We start from the raw sequence: 19,415 nt of genomic DNA on the forward strand, positions 1-19,415 counted from the left end.
TCCATCAAAAATCGCACACACCCCCGCCCCACCCGCCACGGCGCGGCCGCCGCGCGCGTTAAAACGCCCCCCGAACCCCAAACACCATAACACCCCCCCCCCCCCCCCCCCCATTTCTCGTATCTGCTGCACGTAGCCTCGCTGAACAGGTCTTTTCCGAATGTCTTAGGTTCGATTCACGCGACGTGTCCTACTTGCTTTGCCTGTTCGAAAGTCTTTCGCACAGTGGTGTTTTGGCCACTACTCTCCATCGTGTGACAGTCAACGATTCCCAGGCTTGGCAGCCATTCAGCAGCCGCAATGCAGGTCAGCCTATCGACCTGAGCTGGCATGAAGATGTTCCGAAATCGTTGGAGCACCCGCTTCGAGAGTGGCTCGACCGCCAGTATTTGCTCAACCCCGGAATCCGGCAGCAGGTTGCCGCGCGACTCCGGTACGTGCCGACCGAGAAGTACTGGGATCACGACAACATGCGTGGGGTGCCGACGTAGGAGTTGTTGGATTGGATCGACGTAACTTTGCACGTCAGGACTGACGGCCAGCACTTTGACTTCGGAGATTTGCTTGGGGATCAGGTGAAGCTGGTTGATGCTGTCTTGCGCGATGGGCGCTCGGTCTGGAAGGTCAGCGAAGCCGGCAACTCGTTGGAACGCCGCCAAGACCCGGTAGTCACGGGAGCAGTACGCGAGGCATACCAGATCGCCGCGGCTGCCAATCGCAATGCCGCCGCCGCTCACCTGCAGGTTGCGTGGGATGCCGCGTACAGGTTCCATCCTGATCCGTCTACGGCATACCGGGAAGCGATTCTTGCCGTCGAGGCGGCGGCGATCCCTGTTGTTGTACCTACCCAGGCTGGCGCGACCTTGGGACATGTGCTGGGGCAACTCAGTAAGCAGGGTCATTTGTACGCGCATGCCATCCGCGACAAATCCGGTGTCTCAATCCCCGTGACGGCAGTGGCGCTGATGATCGGGCGGGACTGCCCCCAGTTTGGTTGACTCCTGACCTGTGAGGATGCGTCCTCACGGTGGAAGGATCGTCACCATGCCCAAGCCTTATCCCGAGGAGTTCCGTCGCGACGTGGTCGCGGTCGCCCGCAAGGGCGAGATCCCGCTGACCCAGATCGCGAAGGACTTCGGGATCTCGCAGAGTTGCGTGAAGAACTGGGTGAAACAGGCCGATATCTCCGACGGTCATCGCCCCGGCGCCACCGGTGATGAGTCAGCCGAGTTGCGCGAGGCCCGCAAGCGAATCCGGCAGCTGGAACAAGAAGCCGAGGTCATGCGCCGTGCGGTCGCCTACTTCTCGCGCGATGTAAACCCAAAATGATGTACTGTACCCGCTGGTCCTGGACCTGGCCGCTGACAAGATTCCTGTCGCGGTGACCTGCCGGGTGCTCGGATTCTCCCCGCAAGCAGTCTTTAAATGGAAGAAGAACCCTGTCTCGCAACGGGATTGGGACGACGCACATTTGATCAACGCCGCTTACAACATCCACGCCGACGACCCGGCATTCGGCTACCGGTTCATCGCCGATGAGCTGCCCGCCCGCGGCATCCGCGCGGGCGAGAACCGAGTCGCCAGATTGTGTTCCCAGCAGCGGATCTGGAGCGTGTTCGCCAAGAAGCGTGGGTTGAACCGCAAGGCCGGCCCACCGGTCCACGACGACCTCGTGGCCCGCAATTTCACCGCTGCGTCCCGAATGCTGTGTGGCTGACCGATATCACAGAGCATGCCACACGCGAGGGCAAGCTCTATCTGTGTGCGATCAAGGATGTTTTCTCCAACCGGATCGTCGGCTACTCGATCGATTCCCGGATGAAGGCGTCGCTGGCGACCTCGGCGCTGTATCACGCGGTCGCGTTCCGCTCACCGGTCGAGACGGTCGTGCACTCGGACAGAGGTAGTCAGTTCCGGTCTCGGAAGTTCGTGAATGCGTTGTCGGCCAACGGTTTACGAGGTTCGATGGGCCGTGTCGGGGCATGTGGTGACAATGCGGCGATGGAGTCGTTCTTCGCGCTGCTGCAGAAGAATGTTCTCGACCGCAAGCGCTGGGCGACTCGAGCGGAACTGCGGCTGGCGATTGTGCTCTGGATCGAGAAGACCTACCACCGCACCCGCCGGCAACGCCGACTCGGAAGACTCACTCCCTTCGTCGTGGACGGGATCATGGGTGGCTTGCTGGAGCCTGCCCCATACGTCACATACCTCGGCTTCAGACGGCGACATTCCGGTGGGCGTTGTTCCAATCATTCAGGAGATTAACTGCCATGCTTTGCCGTTGGCCGGTCGACTTTCTGTCGCTTTTCTCGTAGTACCAGTCGAAGTCATGAGCCACTTGGCTCGCGTCATTGGGGTTCGCGTCGATACCTCTTCTGGCATCCTCGTATCCCCCGGAACGCAACTCCTGAGCCATGTAATCGATGTGGGTCTTCCAGTCGCCGCGATCCCTGGGCTTGCCCTGCTCGTCCAGCTGGCTCGCGAACCTCCAAAACCCGTCTTGTCGATCGAAACGCCACTGGAACAGGCCTCTGGCCGTTCCATCGTCACCCTCAGCCTTGAGGTCGAAGCCTGCTGACTCGACGTAAGCGTTGGCGACGATTCCCGCTGCTTGCGCCGGAGTGAAGTGGTGTTTATCGATGAGGTATTCCATCATTGCCGTCGCGGTAGGCTTAGCTCCGGTGGGAATGATCTCGGTGCCAATCGAACCCGGGGTGGGGGTCCACGGGGTGTCTCCGCTGTACCCCGAGCTGGGGGATGACACCGGCTGAGTGACGCCACCGTTGGTGCGGGGTGCGGGGTCGGAGCCCGGTTCGTCGCCGACGATTCTCAGCGCCTCGGCGGCTGCTTGATCCGAGACCCCGTTGACCTGTTCGAATGTCGTGTTCAACGTATCCCAGACGCCCTTGAACAGGCCGTTGATGATTTCTGGCGGCAGTTTATCTACTTTGACGACGTTGCCGTTGTCATCGTGCACCGGCTTGCCGTTCTCATACACGGTCTCTTTCCGCACCGCTTTGTGGGAGGCATCGATCTTTGTGTTGAGTTCATCCACCGCGGTGTCGATGGCACCGTAGGCCTTCGTCACAACCTCGCCGATACCGTCGGTTCGCACGACGATGCCATCGTCCTTTCCGTGGTAGCCCGAGGTGACCTTGTCCATCTTGTCTTTGTTCTTGCCGTAGTCGGTGAGCATCGCCGACTGGTCTTCGGGTTTGGCGATTCCCTCTTCGGCCAGCAGCTTCCGTAGATCCGGAGCCTTGGACGGCTTGCCCGATCCGAGCAGCTCGATCTGCCTTTGAATAACGCCCTCGGCCGCCTTGAACAGGGCTATCAGCCCCGCCGGTGCGCAGGCAGGAAGGTCGTGCAGATCGCCAAGCTTCTTGGTGTCGCTGGGGCTCATCAGCGCCTCGCTCTCACCTGGGCAGACAACCTCGACACACGTCGATTATCCGATGTTCCCGAACCTGGGAACGCACGCGCCGCGTACCGAAAGTCTGCGTTGGCCAAATCAATACCGCTCGGTAGCGCAGACGGCGCTTGCGTCGGTACTGCTACAACGTGAAACAGCTGAACCGGAAGGCCGCCTCCCTCTTTCGAGGGAGGCGGCCTTGTTTGCGGTTCCCCGCCCGGGGCTTCATCCGACAGCGCCGCAGGGCCGACGTCGCACCGAACTGATCTTGCTGGTTGCCGCTGGCTTCGGGTGTACCGTCGGTCGTCCCCAGGTCTTGTCCGGCCTGGGTGAGTCCGAGTTCGGTCCGGCGGTCGTAGAACAGCCGGATTTCGCGGCGCGCATCGCTGACATCGCCGTCCGTAGCTCCCTGGAAGTTGGCGTTCCCGCAGGGTGGGGTGTCGGCGAAGTGCTGGTTCCGAGGCCATGAGCCTCGGTCACACAGCGGTCGGCCCGGAGAGCCGTAGGCCATCGCATAATGTGCCATCGTTAGATGGCCCGTTAGATAGACAGCATGACAAATATCGCGTTTGAAGAGGAAGTGTGCTGGTAGATGGCGTTGAAGCGGCCGCGCCGCGGTGTCCACAGAAATGACCCATTGAACGTGCCGTTGTATAGCGGTACATTGAATGGCATGGGCCCGGCTCCGTACCGCGGAGGATATCGACTTCGAGCCCGCCTGGATCGTCGATTGCTTATCAATTCGTACCGAAACGAGGAAGTTCCCATGGGTCGAGAAAACCGCACTGGGCGTACCTGGCCAGTAGTCGCCCGCATCGCAGTGGTGTCCGCGATAGCGCTGATGCCGATTACTGTTGCCGTCGCTCCCGCTGTCGCCGATTCGGCCGTCGCCGATTCGGTGGTGCTCGAGTCCGAGCACGTCGATCTGGTCCACGGCGGTTATGGTCGCGGCGGTTATGGCCACGGCGGTTATGGTCGCGGCGGTTATGGTCACGGTCAATGGAACCAGCCGCGCTACCCCAGCTACCCGCTGTTCCCGAGCTACCCCAGTTACCCGAGCTACCCGAGCTACCCCGGGTATGGCGGCTGGCGTCTGCCCGGCACCGGAAGTGGGTCCGGCAGCGCCTCGTGGTGACGACGACACTGTCTAGTCGTCGTGGTCCTGGCGTGTGGCGGACCCGAGCCAGGTGAGTCGTTGGTGCGGGTCCAGGCCGGGTAGGTCGTCGAAGTCGACCATCTCGTCGGCCTGCACCACCAGAGAATAGAGCGGCACGCTGGGGAATCCGGGTTGATCCGCATGTGGAGGGATTAGCCTTCCACATCAGCCCGGAGCCGGCCGTCGCGAGTCGAGTTCACCTCCCAGTGCGGCGGGATGGTCATCAGGGCGGTGGCAGCGATCCGGCGCAACGGAGGCCGCACCGTTCCCCTTGCGCTTTCGGACCGGCTCCGAGGCGCATAGGGTTTCGGCGCTGGCGTCGGGCCCCGATCGTGGGTACCGCATGGCACGTCCCGTACTACGCCCAGCGGCGAGATGAGCTGTGGGACAAGCTCATTCCGCTGGGACGTTGAGGCACGGGGCTGAAGTCTTTCCTCAATACTCTGGCGATCTTGGGGCGGTTTGGATCAGGGTTGACATCACCGAAGAATGTGGATCAGGGCATGGCATCAACGAAGAGTCAGACGGCAACGCGCACCATTCTCGTGACAGCGGGCACCGTCAAGGTGGGTCCCCGGGTGGTAGATCGATTGGCGGCCAAGGGTTTCCCGGTCCGTATCGGTTCCCGTTCGGCGGAAGTCGCGTTCGATTGGGAGGACCGCAGCACGTGGGCGGCGGCGCTCGAGGATGTGGGGGCGGTGTTGCTCATGTACGCCTCCGGACATCGGGACTCCCGTGCCGGAGACACCCTTCGGGCGTTCAGTGAGCTGGCTGTGGCGAACGGTGTCAGGCGGTTGGTGTTGCTGTCGGCGCGCGGTGAGGATCAGGCTGCTGCGGCGGAGCAGGCGGTGCGCGACAGTGGTGCGGAATGGACTGTGCTGCGGGCGGCGTGGTTCAACCAGAACTTCGACGAGGGTGTGTTCACAGATGCGGAGTTCGCCCGTGGGCCCGCGTTCCCCGCCGATCAGGTGTGGGAGCCCTTCATCGCTTCCGGTGACCTCGCGGATGTCGTGGCCGCCGTGTTGACCGAGGATGGGCACGCGGGCAGGAACTATGAATTGACCGGTCCCCGGCTGCTGACTTTCGGTGACGCGGCCGAGGCGATCGCGACGGAGACCAACCGGGATATCGCCTATGTTCCTGTCACCGATGAGCAGTTCGGTGCGGTGCTGACCTCGGAGTTCGATATGCCGGATGAGAAGGTGGCCGTGATGATCGACATCTTCGACTCGCTCCTGGATAGCCGTAACACGGAGGTGACCGACGACGCCGTCCGTCGTCTGCTCGGTGGCGACCAGGTCGACTTCGCCGATTTCGTATGCGAGGCGGCTGCGTCGGGCGCATGGAAGCAGGACTGACAAACGGGCCGCGGGCCCACTGCGCGGATCACGACTTCAGAGACCTTCGATCGGCGCCGCGGTTCGCAAGCTGATACATCAGTCCCATTCGAAAGGCCCGGTCCACACGGACCGGGCCTTCGTCATTCCGCGTTGAGGATTGTCCGAACAAAATGCTCATTCGGTGAGCACTTTGTGCCGGAGGATGGTTGTCATGAACATCTTCTTCGCGAGCACAATCGGGGACTGGCGTGCCTGGTTGGCCCAGAACAGCCAGTCCGAGAAGGAAATCTGGCTGGTCATCCATCACAAGGACAGCGGCGTGCCGAGTGTGCGGTACCACGAGGCGATCGAACACGCGCTCTGCTACGGCTGGATCGACGGGCTGCACCGCAGACGCGACGCGAACAGCTCGCAGCTGCGGTTCAGCCCGCGCGCCCCACGCAGCACATGGAGCAGGGTGAACAGGGAGCGCGCGGCGAACATGATCGAGCAGGGGCTGATGACCGAGCAGGGTCAAGCGTTGATCGATCTGGCCAAGGCCAAGGGAACGTGGGAAGTGGTGGCCGACGGCGAGCGCTGGGTCGTCCCCGATGACCTGCGCGCGTTGCTCGACCGAAATGACGCTGCTCGCACCAACTTCGACAGCTTCCCGCCGTCCTCGAAGCGGCTGATCCTGGAATGGATAGTCACCGCGAAGCGTGCGGATACGAGGGAGCGCCGGATCAATCGAACGGTCGAACTCGCCGCGGTGAACGTTCGAGCCAATCATCCGGGAGTCCGGATTCAGGCCGCAGGCTGAGATCGCCCGGCGGCTTCCGCCGGATGGCAGTCGTGGCCAGGCCGGCATCCAAGCGATTGCCGCGGGCCTCGTGGTGACACCCGTCGTCATCGACCAGATCAGGGTCGCCCGCCGCCCCTCGACTGTCCCGGCATTCCCGGACGGCGAGCAGCGGTGCTCGGGCGGCAGTGCGCAACAAGCCGTTACGGCCGTTCCGATCGGGGACCGTTCCGCCATGCTGCCGCGTGCTCGGCGGCGTAGGCCGCCAGCGACCGGGCCGGATGGCCGGTGACGCGCTCGACGGTGTCGGTGACGATTGCGTTCACGCCGTCGCGAATCAGGGTGAACAGGCCGAGTTGCCAGGTGATCGAGTTGTCGTCGGCACCGGTGGCGCGCAGCCGGGCCGCGAACTCATCGGCGGTCAGCGGGGTGTACCGGAATTCTCGGCCCGCCGCTGCTCCTAGGATCGCCATAACCTTTGCGTGGCTGAGGGATTCGGGTCCGGTGAGGACGTGGATCTGTCCGGCGTGCCCCGGCTCGGTGAAGGCGGCGGCAGCCACCTCGGCGATGTCGCGGGTGTCGATGAAGCCGAGCGCGGCGTCGGCGGCGGGCAGCTCGAGCGCGCCGTATTCGCGCAGTGGTGTGGCGAACCCTTCGCCGAAGTTCTGCTGGAACCAGTTGGGGCGCAGGATCGTCCACTCCTTGCCCGAGTCGCGGACGTCCGCCTCCCAGCCCGCCATCAACACCACGTCGGGCAGCAGGTCGGCGCCGAGGACCGAGAGCAGGACTACCCGCTGTACCTGCGGCGCGGCGGCCAGCAGCTCGCGGACGAGCACCGCGCCGTTCGGCTCGGCGTAAGGGCCGACCACATACAGTCCGTCGACGTTCGCCAGTGCCTGCTCCCAGGTGGCGCGATCCGCCCAGTCGAATCGGACGGTCTCGATGCCGTCGGTTGCCGGGGCGGGATTCCGGCTGGCCGCAACGACTTTCACGCCGCGCGCGACCAGCGCGTCGACGACGGGTCGTCCGGTCTTGCCGGTCGCTCCTAGTACCAGAACAGTCATTGTCGTTCTCCCTGTTGCACTCGTTGGTTTCCCTACTGAGATCAACTTATGGCCGGTGGCCAGGATGCTCAATGCCGCAAAATCCTGGAAATATGCCTGATCGTCCTGATCATCGGATGGGTGGTCATAGAATGTTGCGTATGGATGTCCTCTCCGACGCCCTCGCCGCGATGCGAACCGGGCAAACCCGTTCGGCGCGCACCGACGTACGCGCACCGTGGGGGTTGCGGTTCCCCGCGGTCACCGGCACCACGTTCCATGTCGTGATGCAGGGCACCTGCTGGCTGCTGTCCGACGGTCCGGCGCCACCACTCGCGCTCGGTCCCGGTGATGTGGTCTTCCTTCGCAACGGCAGCGCGCACGCCCTCGCCGACGATCCGGTGACCGCGCGGGTCGAGTTCGTCCCCGAACGCGCCGACCCGTCCTCGACGATCGGGCAGGTTCGCATCGATGGATCGGGGGCGCGCTCGGTTCTGCTGTGCGGCGCTTACGAACTCGATCGAACCCGGTCGCACCCGTTGATGAACGAGCTCCCTGACCTGGTGCACCTACCGGCGCGGTCGGCCAAGCACAGCGAACTGCGCCATCTCATCGATCTGCTCGCCACCGAGCTCGAGGGTGGGCGACCAGGGGGTGACGGAATCGTGCCCGCGCTGATCGACGCCATGCTGCTGTACATCCTGCGTGCGTGGATCGACGACCGGTCCGTCACCGAGACCGGCGACCGGTCCTCGGGATGGGCACTGGCATTGACCGATCCGGCGATTGGACGTGCCCTGCAGGGCATTCACGCGCAACCCGCGCACCCATGGACCGTGCACGAACTCGCGGCGCGCAGCGGCCTCTCCCGCTCGGTCTTCGCCCAGCGCTTCACCGCATTGGTCGGCGAGCCACCACTGACCTACCTGAGCTGGTGGCGGATGACCACCGCCGGACGACTGCTCCGCGAATCCGACGCCCCGCTCAGCGCGGTGGCCCGACGGGTCGGTTATACCTCCGAGTTCGCGTTCGCCAAAGCCTTCAAACGCGAATACGGCACTCCGCCAGGCCGATACCGGCGTCCGGCCGCGCGCGTGCAGCAGGTCTGACGCGGAGGGCAGCGCCCGATCCGGGACCGGCTATCGATTGGCGGACATCGTGACCAGTCTGCGGGCCAGTCGGTGGGTCCGAATGTCCAACGCGCGGTCGGGCACCACGTCGATCATGACGGGGCGCTCCCGGATGGGTTCGGTCCAGGGCAGTGGCGTCATCGGCACGGTGAACGGTGCGCCGCACGCGGAGGCGGTGGACAGGAACACCGTCATCGAGTCGGAAGTCGCCCGGCGTTCACCCCGGCGGGCGCAGATTCCGGCCACCGCTGCCTGTGTCACCGCTACGGCGTCGACTACCCCTGGCGCGTCGACGGCGAAGGTCACGTAGGCGATGTCCTCGGCACGGATCGGGCGTAGTCGTTCTTCGTGGGACACCTCGTCAGCCGACGACAGGGCGAGTTCGTTCTGGAAATCCTGGTCGTTCAGCATCAGCCACTGGGCCGAGCCGCGCAGGTTGCCCGCACCCGCGGCCAGGCCGATGGCCGGTTTCCAATCGGCCAGCAGTTGCGTGACATGTTCTGCGGCGGTGTTGGTGTCGACCACGATGAATCCCGCGCCGGTTTTCGAGACCGCCCACATGGCCGACACCGACTCGATCGATGATCCGATCGCCAGCGCGACGAGATCGCCGGGGCCGATCTCGCGTTCGATCAACAATCGCGCCAATCGAGAGGACGCGCTATCCAGTTCGCGATAGCTGAGCTCCGATCGCCGGCACGACACCGCAGTGCCGTCGGGATCGGCCTCGACGGCCGCCGCCAGTAGTCGCGGCAGGTTGATTACCCGTGGCCGCCGCGAGCGGACAGGTCGCTTGCGTGTCGGTTGGTTCATCGGCCGCTGCTCAACGCCAGTACTGCCCATCACCTTCGTCTACCCATCCACCGCTACCGCGATCGGTCGTCACTGCTGCTTTGTCGAGCCGTCCTTCGAGAAGTTGCTTCGTTGTTGCCCCACTCTAGGAAGGGCGGCCGCAACTTTCGCTGCAGTGCCTACCGCGTGTTGCTTCGCGCCCTCGGCAGGCCGGTCGGCCCGCGTGCTCCGAGTCCTCGACCAGCGAGACCACCGGGTAGCTGGAGTCGCTGCCTATTCAGGTGTCGGACGGGCGGTTTCCGCATTCGCGGCGATCGGCAATTCCGGTCGCGTGGTGCCAGGTTGCTCGGCTGGGTGAATCGGTCCCACAATGGGGCGTTCGGTCCCGAGCGAGTCCCTCAGTCCCACAATCGGGCACACGGCAGCGGTGGCAGATCGTCGCGCAGCTCGTCGTCGACGGTGACCCTGAACTCCGGAAAACCTTGGGCCAGTTCATCGGCCACGCTCTGGGCCTGTTCGGCCGATGCGCGGTAGTCCAGTGTCAGTGCGCCGGATTCGATGCGGATGTGTCGCGCCGGTGCTGTCATGGCCCGGCTCCTTCCCTGGGCGACCGGGCCGCGGGGTGGGTCGGTCGTGATTGTCGAGCGTGGCTCAGGAGAGGGAACAGCTATCGGCTGTCGAGTGCCGCAAGAGTATCCGTTCGGTGCATATTCGCCGACATCGCCAACCGGCCACTCGAGTTTCTGTTGGGCCGCAGCGGTTCTCGAATCGGTGGGTGGCCCGGTCGCTATTCGGCGGCGGGTTCGAGTTCCTCGCCGGCTTCGGGTGGCGCGGTGGTGGCCGCATCGATCTGTTCGCCGATGTAACGGATCGTCACGGCGACGACCGCTGCGAAGGGCACCGCGAGGAAGGCTCCGACGATGCCGTACAGCGATCCACCTGCGGTGATGGCCAACAGCACGAGGACGGCGTGCAGCTTCATACTCCGGCTCTGGAGCACCGGCTGCAGCACGTTGCCCTCGAGCTGCTGCACGGCGATGATGATGCCGAGCACGATCAGCGCCGTGGTCAAACCATTGGCAACCAACGCGACCAGCACCGCGAGCGCACCGGCGACGAAGGCGCCGACGATGGGGATGAAGCCACCGATGAACGTGATCACGGCCAGGACAAGGGCAAGCGGCACACCGAGTATCACCAACCCGGCACCGATGAACACCGCGTCGATCAAGCTGACAAGCGCTTGGGTGCGGATGAAACCGCCCAGGGTGACCCAGATCCGGCTCAGCACCTCCTCGAGATGGCGGCCGGTGCGGCTGCCGAGCGTGTTGTGCAGCCAAGGCATGAAGCGCGGCCCGTCCTTGATGAAGAAGAACGACAGCGTGAGTACCAGGACCAGCGTGACGATCGCCGACGTCGCGGCGCTCACCCCGCTGAAAACACCGGTCGCGATCCGCTCGGTGCTGGACTGCAGCCGCTGCACGATCGCGTCGACCCCGGAATCGAGTTGTTCCTGGCGGATTCTCAGCGGCGGACCCTGCAGCCAGTCGCGCACTTTATTGATGCCCGCTGTCGACTTGTCGGCGAGCTCGGGGGCCTGATCGACGACCGAGGGCACGATCAGCGCGACAACCCCGGCGAGCAGTCCGAGGAACCCGACCAGGGTGACCGCGGCCGCCGCGGCCGGGCGCAGGCCGTGCTGCGTGAGCCACCGCGTCGGCGGCCACAGCACGGTGGTGACGACGATCGCGAGCAGGACCGGCAGCACCGCCACCCACAGCTTCGCGAGGACGTATCCGATCACCCAGGTGCCCGCCGCGATCGCGACGATGCACACCGCCCACTTGGCCAGCCACAGCACTCCGGTGCCTATGACATCGCCGCGGTCGGGCGTCGTTTTGCCTTCGTTCAGCTCGCTCACGGCCTCAGTCTCGCATGCGTCCGACGCTCGAGCGGTGATTGTTCGGGCCGTCCGGTCTGTGCCGTTGCTGGGTCTACGGGCGAACCGAATTCAGGAAATCCGAGACCAGCGGGCCTGCGGTGGTGCGGAACTCGTCGAAGTACGCGTGTCTGGCACCCGGGATCAGCCGCAGCTGAGCACGGGGGATGCGATCGGCGAGCAATGCCGCGTTCGCCGCCGGATTGAAACGGTCGTCGGTGCCGTGCACGACCAATGTGGGAACGCCGATGTCGGGCAGGGCATCCCACGCGTCGTGCCTGCCGCTGGCGAGGAGATGTCGTCGTCGAGCGTAGGCGGGCATGGTCGGGTCGCCGAGGGTGTTGAACGGTCCGGGTGCGGTGGCCAGATAGGCAGGGGTGTACATCAATTCCAGCAGCGCCTGTCCGGCGGCCGCCGGATCGGGATCGGCCAGCGAGCGACGGACCTCGTTGTCGCGTTCGATGGCGTGCCGTCCTCCCGGTGTGGTGCAGCCGAGCACGAGGGCGCGCACCCGATCCGGATGGCGGGCGGCCAGCCATTGCGCGACGCGGCCGCCCATAGAGGTGCCGTACACGTCGGCGCTGTCGATGCCGAGATCATCGAGGACGGCGATCGCGTCGTCAGCGAATCCTATTGTGCTGTATGGCAAATCGGGCTTGTCGCTGTCACCGGTGCCGCGATAGTCGAAGGTGATCGTCCGGTGGCGGGCGTGGAAGTCGTCACGAACGCCGTCCCACCAATGATGGTTATTGGCCTGTCCGGCAAGCAGAATCAGTGGGACGCCGTCGCCTTGTGTGTGGTAGGCGATGCGAACGCCGTCGGTGGACTTGGCGTGGGGCACGGTGGGTGGTTCCTTCCGGTGTCAGGCCGTTGGCTGCTCGTACGGCTGCCGGAGGCCGTCGAGTACGAAATCCAGGCACCTGCGCCAGGCCGGTGTTCCTGCGGTCTCGCCGAGTAGCGACAACGCCCACAGCAGATTCACGACGTCTTCGTCGCGCGCGTCCGCGCGCATCGCGCCGGATCGGCGGGCCCGGTCGAGCAGTGCCGATAGGTGTGACATTCCGCGATGGCATGCCTGCGTGAGTTGCTCGGCGGCGGGGTGGTCGCCGGTGAAGGCCTCGAGCAACCCGCGGTCGGTAGTGAGCTGGTCGAGCAGGGCCTCGGTGAACACGGTGAACGCTGTCCACGCGTCCGGCTCGCTCGCGGCGCGGGCGGCGAATTCGTCCAACGCGGCCAGCCGTGGCGGCAGCAGCGCGTCGATCAGCGCATCGCGGTGCGGGAAATGGTTGTACAGCGTCCCGATACTGACGCCGGCGCGGCGTGCGATCTCCTCCAGCGAACCGTCGAGCCCCTGCTCGGTGAACACGTCGGTGGCCGCGCGCAACAGCTTCTCGCGATTGCGGGCCGCGTCTCGGCGCAGGGGTCTGGTCACGCCAGCATTCTACAAAATCGAGGGGTGCCTCGGCTTCGTGCTACCTTCAAAGTGAGGAGCCCCTCAATTTTTGGAAGGAATCCCATGCCCACCATGCGAACAGCAGTGATCATCGGCGTCGGGCCCGGTCTCGGCATGTCGATGGCGCGGCGCTTCGGCCGCGAAGGTTTCCGCATCGCGCTTGTCTCACGCAGCGATGCTCGGCACAGCACCTATCTGCGTGATCTGGCGTCCCTCGGGATCGATGCCACCGCGCACACCGCCGACGTCACCGATCGTGACCGGCTGCGATCGGTACTCGCCAAGATCGGCCGGGGCGGAGGTATCGCGCTGGCCTACTACGGACCCGGTCCGACCCAGCAGCCGGTGACCATCACCGAAATAGACATGGCGACAGCGCAATCGGCGTTCGAGTGGGTGTGGCCCGCGGTCGACGTGGTGCGCGAAGTGCTGCCGGGCATGCTCGACCACGGCGACGGCGGGCTGTTCTTCGCGGGCGGTTTGTCCAGCGTGCGCCCCATGCCGATGCTCGGCCAACTCGCGCTGGCCTCGGCGGCGCTGCGGAACTACGCGCTCACCCTCCATGCCGCACTGGACGATCGGGGCGTTTATGCGGGGACGCTCACCATCGGCGGACTGGTGGAACGCGGCGACATCCACGCCATGGTGACCGCGGATCCGGGGCGATTCGGCTCCCCGGACGGCCACACCCTCGACCCCGATCGGCTCGCGGAGACCGCATGGGACATGTACCGAACGCGCGATCGCGCGGAGGAAGTCTTCGACGCGCTCGGCGGATGAGGGTCGAAACAGGTTGCTACAGAGCTGCTTCCCTGCGCGGCCCCTCGGCGGTCAGGCGCCGACGACGGCATTCATGATGGTGCCCGCACTGGTGGCCACCACGCCGCCGATCATGGCTCCCGCGATCATCTTCGGTGATTCGAGCTGGCCGCCGCTCCACTTCTCCCAGGCGAACCTCCCGCCCGCGTAGGTGATGCCGGAGACGCCGGACAGCAGTACGAACCAGTTCAGGTACCGGACCATCTGCAGGAACTTGTCCGAAGTAGGCGGCGCCTCGGGGGACGGGTTGCCGATCTGAGCGAGGACGACGTCATAGGCGGCGGTCAGAATCATGGATGTGCTCGTTCCGTGTCGAGGTGGGCAGCTGATGGCTAGCTCGAGCGAGGTGTCCAGATGATTGCCAGATCTATACCGCACAGTATGTGCGGCTGTCGCCGTTCGCGGGGCGGGATCGCGCGACCTGTCGAAAATGTCCGAAACTGTCTAGGGGGATGAATGTGTAGGACAAGGCCATTCGGGTCAGTCGCACTCGCGCGGGAGGGGATGACTTCCCTGGCACCGGCCTGCCAGGAACGCCCAGCTGGACCTCGGATCAACCGCGGTAGCGCACGTCGGTGAGTTTCTCGGAGACCTCCCACAAGGCGGCTTGACGCACGGGATCGTGGGAGCGGGGGCTGGATTTCACTGGAGCTGGGTAGCCCTGGATCTCGAAAAGGCCTGAGGGCCCGTAGTATTCGCCGCCTCTTGCGTGGGGATCGGTGGCGGCGCGGAGGGTGGGGAGGGCGCCCATGGCGGGGGTGCGGCCGAAGAGGCGGGCGATGGCGAGGTTGGGCAGTCGGAATGCCGCGGGGGAGTATCGGAATACCTCGGTGCTTGCGCCGCCGGGGTGGGCGGCGAGGGCGATCGCCGGCGTGTTCGCCAGGCGGCGGTCGAGCTCGTAGGTGAACAGGAGATTTGCGAGTTTCGATTTGGCGTAGGCGTTTCCGGTGGAGTCGGCTGGGCGGTCGGGGTCGACGCGGCCGAAACGATGCCCGATGCTGCTGACCGTGACAATGCGCGCCGCCGGGGCGGCTGCGATGTGGCCGAGGAGCAGGCCGGTGAGGGCGAAATGACCGAGATGATTGATGCCGAACTGGATCTCGAAGCCGTTCTCGGTGACACCCGAGAGTCCGGTGACCCCGGCGTTGTTGATCAGTAGGTCGATGTGGTCGTGGCGGCTGCGGATCGCATCGGCGGCGCTGCTGATGGAGTCGAGGGAGTTCAGGTCGAGCTGTGCGGTTTCGATAGTGGCGTCCGGTGTGTTCTCGATGATGCGGTTGGCCGCAGCCTCGGCCTTGTCTCGACTTCGGCATGCGAGAACGACAGTCGCACTGTGCTCGGCCAGTGCCCTCGCCGTTTCGAAGCCGATTCCGGTATTCGCGCCGGTGACGACGGCGATGCGGCCGCCGAGGTCGGGGATGTCTAGTTCGGTCCACGTGCGCATATGATGCTCCTAACATGAACTACTGGTTCACTATTAAAGTGAACCAGTAGTTCATGTTCTGTGCAAGGTGGTCGAGAGGATCAGGGATGACTGGACAACCGAGACTGCGCGCGGACGCTCAGCGCAATCGCGAAGCGATCCTCGACGCGGCACGAGAACTCGTGGTCGGCCGCGGTCCCGCCATCGGAATGGACGAGATCGCCGCCGCGGCCGGTGTCGCGGTCGGCACGCTCTACCGGCACTTCCCGACCAAGCAGGACCTCGTCGAGGCGATCGTGGCCGAACTGGCCGTCATGGTCGGCGCATCGCTCGACTCGGCGCTGTCCAGGGTGGGAAGCGGCGCGACATCAGCGATCGATGAGATCGTCGCGTTGCTGCATGGCGTCGTGATCGACATGCGGCAGGAACGCTTGCTGAGGTTCGCCGTGACCGGATTGGCCGAGGATTCGTTGCAGGACCTGCGGCAGCGTGGCCGCGCCGCAGTCGAGCAGTTGGTTGCGGCGGCACACCGGGACGGATCGCTCTACCCAGACGTCGCGGTCGACGATGTAATCCTGCTCCTGGCGACTTCGCCGTCCGACGCCGTGCCCGCGCCCGAACAGCAGCGGTGGCTGACATTGGCGCGTCGAGCACTCTGCCCAGTTTCCGAACTCGAAGCCGGGAATCGACGCCGACCACGCGCCTAGCGTTGTGCGCGCGCGTCCTGCGGTGCGGGCAACAGTCCCCGAGGATCAGCGCAGGGCGAGGGCGAGGAAGAAATCGACGCGGTCTTCCAGGCGGGAGAGGTCTCGGCCGGTCAGTTCTTCGATGCGTTGGATGCGGTAGCGCAGGGTGTTGACGTGCACGTGGAGCAGGTCGGCGGACTTGGTCCAGGAGCCCGAGGCCTGGAGGAAGGTTTCCAGGGTGTGGACCAGGTCGGAGCGGTTGTCCTGGTCGTAGTTGGTGAGGGGGTCGAGCAGGCGCAGCCGGAACATCCGGCGGACCTCGTCGGGGACGCTGGCGAGCAGCAGCATGTGGGTCGCCAGCTCATCGTGTCCGACGACGCTGGTGGGCTGGTGGCGATCGGCCGCCAGGCGGCGGGCGTAGCGGGCCTCCTCCACGGCGCCGCGCAGACCTTCGCCGTCGACCACGCCGCTGACGCCGACCGATAGCTGGCTGCCGCGTAGGCCCGGCTCCAGAGCTGCCACGGCTCGGTGGATTTCGTCGATGACCGAGCTGTCGGTGCCGGCGGGTATCAGTGCGATCGCCTCACCATCGACAACACCTGCGGCGGGCCGTCTGCCGTAGAGGATTTCGCGCAGGAGCACGCGTAATTCGCCGGGGCGCAAGGTATCTGCCTGCGCTGCGGCCACCACCGCGATATAGGACTCGGCGGACCCGAGGCCGGTCAGTTCGAGGCGGGAGATGATCTCGGCGGGCTTGGCGTCGGAGACGATCAGTTCGATGAGTTCCTGGGCAAGGCGGCCTTCAGCGCTCTGCCGGTCGTCCTGGCGGGCGCGTTCGAGGGATACGACGGCCGCGAGCTCACCGGTCAGGGCGCGGCGTTCCTCGGGCCAGTCGCCGCAGTCGCCCTCGAACACCAGAAACCAGTCGGCCGCCCGTGACGTGCGGTGCTCGTCCACGGCGAACAGCGAATAGCGCGCGTTCTCGTGGGTCAGCACATGGGGCAGGCGGCGGGCGTTGAGGAAGGCCGCTGTCACCTCGGCGGGCGGCGGGGGCGGGCCCGCGACCACCCGGCCGGTCGAGGACATGACCCAGCAGCGCATGCCGAGGTCGCGTTCGATGAGTTCGAGCACCGAGCCGAGGCCCGAGCCCGCGACCAGTTGGCGATGCCGATCGAGGACGGCGGTCAGATCGGCGGCGCGGCCGGTGGAGAGGTTTCTAGTAATTTGCTCGGTGACCGTCGCGAACGCAATGTTCTCCGGAACTCGGAACAGCGGGATGCCGTGTTTGTTGCATGCCTCGACGATGTCCGGCGGTGCGCCGCCGTACTTGGCGTCACCAGCGGCCAGGCCCGCCACGCCTGCTCGGGCCAGTGCTTGGACGAAAATCTCACTGTCGGCGGGCTCGGTGCGCCATTGCAGGCCGGTCAGCACCAGCTCCCCGCCGGAGAGGTAGCGGCTGGGATCGAGCATGTCCGTGGTTACCACCCAGCGAACGAAGCGGTCGAGCTGGTTCTCGCCGGTCACGAGCTCCAGCCCCAGGTCCGTCATGGTGAGTAGGGAACGTAGGCGCACGTTGTGGACGCTAACAGCCGAGGGGCTTGGACATACCTACAAAGAATCCGGTGTGAACTGGCACACAGTTCGGATTTCTCGTTTCTAGCTGCGCTGATTCCCAGCGGGTGTACTTACCGGACACGTTGAGACCCCGATGGGAGACCGGATGTCAGGTGAGATTGGATGGCTCAACTCACTGCCTCTCGACCACGCGGAGGCGGAGCTGCTGACCTGTTGCGCGTCCCGGAACTGGGCGCGAAAGGTGGTGGCGCGCAGACCATATGAGAACAGCGAAAGCCTGATAGCGGCCGCGGTGACCGGAGTGTGCGAATTGAGTTGGCCGGATGTCGAGGAGGCGCTGTCGGCGCACCCGCGCATCGGTGAAAGAGCCAAAGTTGCCGCAGCGGTGGAAGTTTCGTCCGCAAGTGCGGAAAAGGCACGGCGCGAGGCGAATTGGTCGCGCAGTGAGCAGTCCGGCGCCGCGACCGCCGACCCCGCGGTGCTGCGCGAACTGGCCGCAGGAAATTTTGCTTACGAAAAACGGTTCGGGCATGTCTTCCTGATTCGCGCGACCGGCCGCAGCGCCGAGGAAATGCTCACTGAGCTGCGCAAACGCCTGGACAACGCGGTCGAAGACGAGCGCGTGGTCATTGCGGCGGAGCTCGCCGAGATCACCAGACTCCGGGTGCGCAAGCTGCTGGAGCAGCGATGAGCCTGTCGACCCACGTGCTCAATGCGGCCACCGGCCGCCCCGCGGCCGGACTGCTGGTCCGGCTGGCGACGGTCGAGGGCACGGTGCTCGCCGAGCATCGCACCGACGCCGACGGCCGGATCAAGGACCTGCCCGCCCGCGTGGCCGGTGTGCACCGCCTGACCTTCGAGACCGGCGACATCAGCCCGTTCTATCCGTCGGTCTCCATCGACTTCACCATCGCAGACCCCGCCGAGCACCACCACGTGCCGCTGCTGCTCAGCCCGTATTCCTACTCCACCTATCGAGGTAGCTGAACAATGTCGATCAAGCTAGGCCCCAATAGATACGGCAAGTCCGAGAACCGTGTCGTCAGGGTGACGAAAACCGGTGGCATCCATGAGATCCGAGATCTCAACGTCAGTGTGGCGTTGTCCGGAGACATGGACGACACCCACCTCACCGGCGGCAATGCCGCGGTGCTTCCCACCGACACCCAGAAGAACACCGTCTTCGCCTTCGCGAAGGAGCACGGTATCGCCTCGCCCGAAGAATTCGGCCTGCTGCTCGCCCGGCATTTCGTCGATTCCCAGCCGACCATCGACCACGCCAGGGTCTCCCTCGAGGAGTACGCCTGGGAACGCATCGTCGTCGGTCCTGGCGATCAGCAGCACTCCTTCGTCCGCTCCAACCAGGAGATCCGGACGGCCCGCGTCCACGACAACGGCGACGACGCCTGGGTGGTGACCGGACTGAAGAACCTGGTGGTCCTCAACTCCACCGGCTCGGAGTTCCACGGCTACATCAAGGACAAGTACACGACGCTGCGAGAAGCCTACGACCGCATCCTCGCGACCGAGGTCAATGCGGAGTGGCGGCACAACACCATCCCGGACGACTGGGACAAGTCCTACCTGACCGCGCGGCGCTGCCTGCTCGAGGCATTCGCCGAGACCTACAGCCTGTCGCTGCAGCAGACTCTGTACGCCATGGGCAACCGGGTGCTCGACACCTGCCCGGAGATCTGCGAGGTGCGGTTGTCGCTGCCCAATAAGCACCATTTCGTGGTGGATCTCACCCCGTTCGGGCTGGAGAACGACAACGAGGTGTTCTGGGCGGCAGACCGGCCCTACGGCCTCATCGAAGGTTCGGTCCTGGCCGAGGACGCCCCCGACGCCGGGCCCGCCTGGGACTGAATC

Annotated in this window: 22 protein-coding genes and 1 pseudogene; 12 read left to right on the top strand and 11 right to left on the bottom strand. The window is 65.1% G+C overall.

The genetic code is table 11. From position 1 onward, the window contains the following. Positions 1 to 254: 254 nt before the first annotated feature. The 3 genes and pseudogenes from ACFU4Z_RS09895 to ACFU4Z_RS09905 all read left to right on the top strand — a co-directional run. Entirely contained in the window at positions 255 to 491 is a 237-nt protein-coding gene (locus ACFU4Z_RS09895) for a hypothetical protein (RefSeq protein ID WP_379061072.1), read from the top strand. Between the two features lie 6 nt (positions 492 to 497). Next, a complete protein-coding gene (locus tag ACFU4Z_RS09900) occupies positions 498 to 998 on the top strand; it encodes a hypothetical protein (RefSeq protein WP_379061073.1) in 501 nt (166 codons plus the stop codon). A 46-nt stretch (positions 999 to 1,044) separates the two neighbouring features. After that, positions 1,045 to 2,151, top strand: a pseudogene (locus ACFU4Z_RS09905) (IS3 family transposase); the annotation flags it as partial. Positions 2,152 to 2,215: 64 nt separating this feature from the next. Here the strand turns inward: ACFU4Z_RS09905 and ACFU4Z_RS09910 are convergent. Further along, positions 2,216 to 3,403, bottom strand: a complete 1,188-nt coding sequence (locus tag ACFU4Z_RS09910; protein WP_379061074.1) for a phage tail tip lysozyme — start codon at positions 3,401 to 3,403, stop codon at positions 2,216 to 2,218. Between the two features lie 775 nt (positions 3,404 to 4,178). On the opposite strand from ACFU4Z_RS09910, the gene ACFU4Z_RS09915 reads away from it, so the two are divergent. Next, on the top strand, positions 4,179 to 4,547 hold the full coding sequence (locus ACFU4Z_RS09915; RefSeq protein ID WP_379061075.1) for a hypothetical protein: 369 nt from the start codon (positions 4,179 to 4,181) through the stop codon (positions 4,545 to 4,547). A gap of 12 nt (positions 4,548 to 4,559) precedes the next feature. On the opposite strand, the gene ACFU4Z_RS09920 is transcribed toward ACFU4Z_RS09915, so the two are convergent. Beyond that, a complete protein-coding gene (locus tag ACFU4Z_RS09920; protein ID WP_379061076.1) occupies positions 4,560 to 4,685 on the bottom strand; it encodes a hypothetical protein in 126 nt (41 codons plus the stop codon). Between the two features lie 386 nt (positions 4,686 to 5,071). Here ACFU4Z_RS09920 and ACFU4Z_RS09925 point away from each other — a divergent pair, with 386 nt between their 5' ends. Further along, positions 5,072 to 5,926, top strand: a complete 855-nt coding sequence (locus tag ACFU4Z_RS09925; protein ID WP_379061077.1) for an NAD(P)H-binding protein — start codon at positions 5,072 to 5,074, stop codon at positions 5,924 to 5,926. Between the two features lie 193 nt (positions 5,927 to 6,119). After that, positions 6,120 to 6,707 carry a YdeI family protein gene (locus ACFU4Z_RS09930; protein WP_379061078.1) on the top strand — a complete coding sequence of 196 codons (588 nt, stop codon included), beginning with the start codon at positions 6,120 to 6,122 and terminating at the stop codon, positions 6,705 to 6,707. Positions 6,708 to 6,889: 182 nt separating this feature from the next. On the opposite strand, the gene ACFU4Z_RS09935 is transcribed toward ACFU4Z_RS09930, so the two are convergent. After that, positions 6,890 to 7,750, bottom strand: coding sequence for an SDR family oxidoreductase (locus tag ACFU4Z_RS09935; protein WP_379061079.1), 861 nt, complete (start codon positions 7,748 to 7,750; stop codon positions 6,890 to 6,892). A gap of 140 nt (positions 7,751 to 7,890) precedes the next feature. Here ACFU4Z_RS09935 and ACFU4Z_RS09940 point away from each other — a divergent pair, with 140 nt between their 5' ends. After that, positions 7,891 to 8,838, top strand: coding sequence for an AraC family transcriptional regulator (locus tag ACFU4Z_RS09940; RefSeq protein ID WP_379061080.1), 948 nt, complete (start codon positions 7,891 to 7,893; stop codon positions 8,836 to 8,838). 30 nt (positions 8,839 to 8,868) lie between these two features. Here the strand turns inward: ACFU4Z_RS09940 and ACFU4Z_RS09945 are convergent, their stop codons facing one another. The 5 genes from ACFU4Z_RS09945 to ACFU4Z_RS09965 all read right to left on the bottom strand — a co-directional run bounded on the left by ACFU4Z_RS09945 (position 8,869) and on the right by ACFU4Z_RS09965 (position 13,022). After that, positions 8,869 to 9,672, bottom strand: a complete 804-nt coding sequence (locus tag ACFU4Z_RS09945) for an AMP-binding protein (protein ID WP_379061081.1) — start codon at positions 9,670 to 9,672, stop codon at positions 8,869 to 8,871. Positions 9,673 to 10,049: 377 nt separating this feature from the next. Continuing rightward, positions 10,050 to 10,238 carry a hypothetical protein gene (locus tag ACFU4Z_RS09950; protein WP_379061082.1) on the bottom strand — a complete coding sequence of 63 codons (189 nt, stop codon included), beginning with the start codon at positions 10,236 to 10,238 and terminating at the stop codon, positions 10,050 to 10,052. 200 nt (positions 10,239 to 10,438) lie between these two features. After that, positions 10,439 to 11,572, bottom strand: coding sequence for an AI-2E family transporter (locus ACFU4Z_RS09955; protein WP_379061083.1), 1,134 nt, complete (start codon positions 11,570 to 11,572; stop codon positions 10,439 to 10,441). A 73-nt stretch (positions 11,573 to 11,645) separates the two neighbouring features. Further along, positions 11,646 to 12,431, bottom strand: a complete 786-nt coding sequence (locus ACFU4Z_RS09960) for an alpha/beta fold hydrolase (RefSeq protein ID WP_379061084.1) — start codon at positions 12,429 to 12,431, stop codon at positions 11,646 to 11,648. 21 nt (positions 12,432 to 12,452) lie between these two features. After that, positions 12,453 to 13,022 (bottom strand): TetR/AcrR family transcriptional regulator, encoded by a 570-nt coding sequence (locus tag ACFU4Z_RS09965; protein ID WP_379061085.1) that lies wholly within the window; start codon positions 13,020 to 13,022, stop codon positions 12,453 to 12,455. Between the two features lie 84 nt (positions 13,023 to 13,106). Here ACFU4Z_RS09965 and ACFU4Z_RS09970 point away from each other — a divergent pair, with 84 nt between their 5' ends. Continuing rightward, positions 13,107 to 13,823, top strand: coding sequence for an SDR family NAD(P)-dependent oxidoreductase (locus ACFU4Z_RS09970; RefSeq protein ID WP_379061086.1), 717 nt, complete (start codon positions 13,107 to 13,109; stop codon positions 13,821 to 13,823). Between the two features lie 51 nt (positions 13,824 to 13,874). On the opposite strand, the gene ACFU4Z_RS09975 is transcribed toward ACFU4Z_RS09970, so the two are convergent. Beyond that, a complete protein-coding gene (locus ACFU4Z_RS09975; protein WP_379061087.1) occupies positions 13,875 to 14,156 on the bottom strand; it encodes a hypothetical protein in 282 nt (93 codons plus the stop codon). 259 nt (positions 14,157 to 14,415) lie between these two features. Further along, positions 14,416 to 15,306 (bottom strand): oxidoreductase, encoded by an 891-nt coding sequence (locus tag ACFU4Z_RS09980; protein ID WP_379061088.1) that lies wholly within the window; start codon positions 15,304 to 15,306, stop codon positions 14,416 to 14,418. An 86-nt stretch (positions 15,307 to 15,392) separates the two neighbouring features. Between ACFU4Z_RS09980 and ACFU4Z_RS09985 the strand changes: the two genes are divergently transcribed. Continuing rightward, entirely contained in the window at positions 15,393 to 15,992 is a 600-nt protein-coding gene (locus ACFU4Z_RS09985) for a TetR/AcrR family transcriptional regulator (RefSeq protein WP_379061089.1), read from the top strand. 45 nt (positions 15,993 to 16,037) lie between these two features. Here ACFU4Z_RS09985 and ACFU4Z_RS09990 read toward each other — a convergent pair whose 3' ends face one another. Next, the gene (locus tag ACFU4Z_RS09990) at positions 16,038 to 17,519 is read right to left on the bottom strand and encodes a PucR family transcriptional regulator (RefSeq protein WP_379061091.1); all 1,482 of its coding nucleotides are present in this window, start codon (positions 17,517 to 17,519) and stop codon (positions 16,038 to 16,040) included. A gap of 172 nt (positions 17,520 to 17,691) precedes the next feature. Here ACFU4Z_RS09990 and uraD point away from each other — a divergent pair, with 172 nt between their 5' ends. From uraD to pucL, 3 genes are read left to right on the top strand one after another with little or no spacing between them, the layout of a single operon-like run. Further along, a complete protein-coding gene (gene uraD / locus ACFU4Z_RS09995) occupies positions 17,692 to 18,237 on the top strand; it encodes a 2-oxo-4-hydroxy-4-carboxy-5-ureidoimidazoline decarboxylase (protein ID WP_379061093.1) in 546 nt (181 codons plus the stop codon). Further along, entirely contained in the window at positions 18,234 to 18,533 is a 300-nt protein-coding gene (uraH, locus tag ACFU4Z_RS10000; RefSeq protein WP_379061094.1) for a hydroxyisourate hydrolase, read from the top strand. The genes uraD and uraH overlap by 4 nt, the downstream gene beginning before the upstream one ends. A 3-nt stretch (positions 18,534 to 18,536) precedes the next feature. Further along, positions 18,537 to 19,412 carry a factor-independent urate hydroxylase gene (pucL, locus tag ACFU4Z_RS10005; protein WP_379061095.1) on the top strand — a complete coding sequence of 292 codons (876 nt, stop codon included), beginning with the start codon at positions 18,537 to 18,539 and terminating at the stop codon, positions 19,410 to 19,412. The last annotated feature ends 3 nt before the right edge of the window (positions 19,413 to 19,415 follow it).

Source organism: Nocardia sp. NPDC057440 (assembly GCF_042802915.1).
Lineage (GTDB): Bacteria > Actinomycetota > Actinomycetes > Mycobacteriales > Mycobacteriaceae > Nocardia.

Bases quoted from the DNA above. Each gene is read 5' to 3' on its own strand.
- ACFU4Z_RS09985 (WP_379061089.1), top strand. From the start codon at position 15,393: ATGACTGGACAACCGAGACTGCGCGCGGACGCTCAGCGCAATCGCGAA.
- ACFU4Z_RS09925 (WP_379061077.1), top strand. From the start codon at position 5,072: ATGGCATCAACGAAGAGTCAGACGGCAACGCGCACCATTCTCGTGACA.
- uraH (WP_379061094.1), top strand. From the start codon at position 18,234: ATGAGCCTGTCGACCCACGTGCTCAATGCGGCCACCGGCCGCCCCGCG.
- ACFU4Z_RS09935 (WP_379061079.1), bottom strand. From the start codon at position 7,750: ATGACTGTTCTGGTACTAGGAGCGACCGGCAAGACCGGACGACCCGTC.
- ACFU4Z_RS09910 (WP_379061074.1), bottom strand. From the start codon at position 3,403: ATGAGCCCCAGCGACACCAAGAAGCTTGGCGATCTGCACGACCTTCCT.
- ACFU4Z_RS09930 (WP_379061078.1), top strand. From the start codon at position 6,120: ATGAACATCTTCTTCGCGAGCACAATCGGGGACTGGCGTGCCTGGTTG.
- ACFU4Z_RS09940 (WP_379061080.1), top strand. From the start codon at position 7,891: ATGGATGTCCTCTCCGACGCCCTCGCCGCGATGCGAACCGGGCAAACC.
- ACFU4Z_RS09970 (WP_379061086.1), top strand. From the start codon at position 13,107: ATGCCCACCATGCGAACAGCAGTGATCATCGGCGTCGGGCCCGGTCTC.
- ACFU4Z_RS09990 (WP_379061091.1), bottom strand. From the start codon at position 17,519: ATGACGGACCTGGGGCTGGAGCTCGTGACCGGCGAGAACCAGCTCGAC.
- ACFU4Z_RS09915 (WP_379061075.1), top strand. From the start codon at position 4,179: ATGGGTCGAGAAAACCGCACTGGGCGTACCTGGCCAGTAGTCGCCCGC.
- uraD (WP_379061093.1), top strand. From the start codon at position 17,692: ATGTCAGGTGAGATTGGATGGCTCAACTCACTGCCTCTCGACCACGCG.
- ACFU4Z_RS09945 (WP_379061081.1), bottom strand. From the start codon at position 9,672: ATGAACCAACCGACACGCAAGCGACCTGTCCGCTCGCGGCGGCCACGG.
- ACFU4Z_RS09950 (WP_379061082.1), bottom strand. From the start codon at position 10,238: ATGACAGCACCGGCGCGACACATCCGCATCGAATCCGGCGCACTGACA.
- ACFU4Z_RS09980 (WP_379061088.1), bottom strand. From the start codon at position 15,306: ATGCGCACGTGGACCGAACTAGACATCCCCGACCTCGGCGGCCGCATC.
- pucL (WP_379061095.1), top strand. From the start codon at position 18,537: ATGTCGATCAAGCTAGGCCCCAATAGATACGGCAAGTCCGAGAACCGT.
- ACFU4Z_RS09975 (WP_379061087.1), bottom strand. From the start codon at position 14,156: ATGATTCTGACCGCCGCCTATGACGTCGTCCTCGCTCAGATCGGCAAC.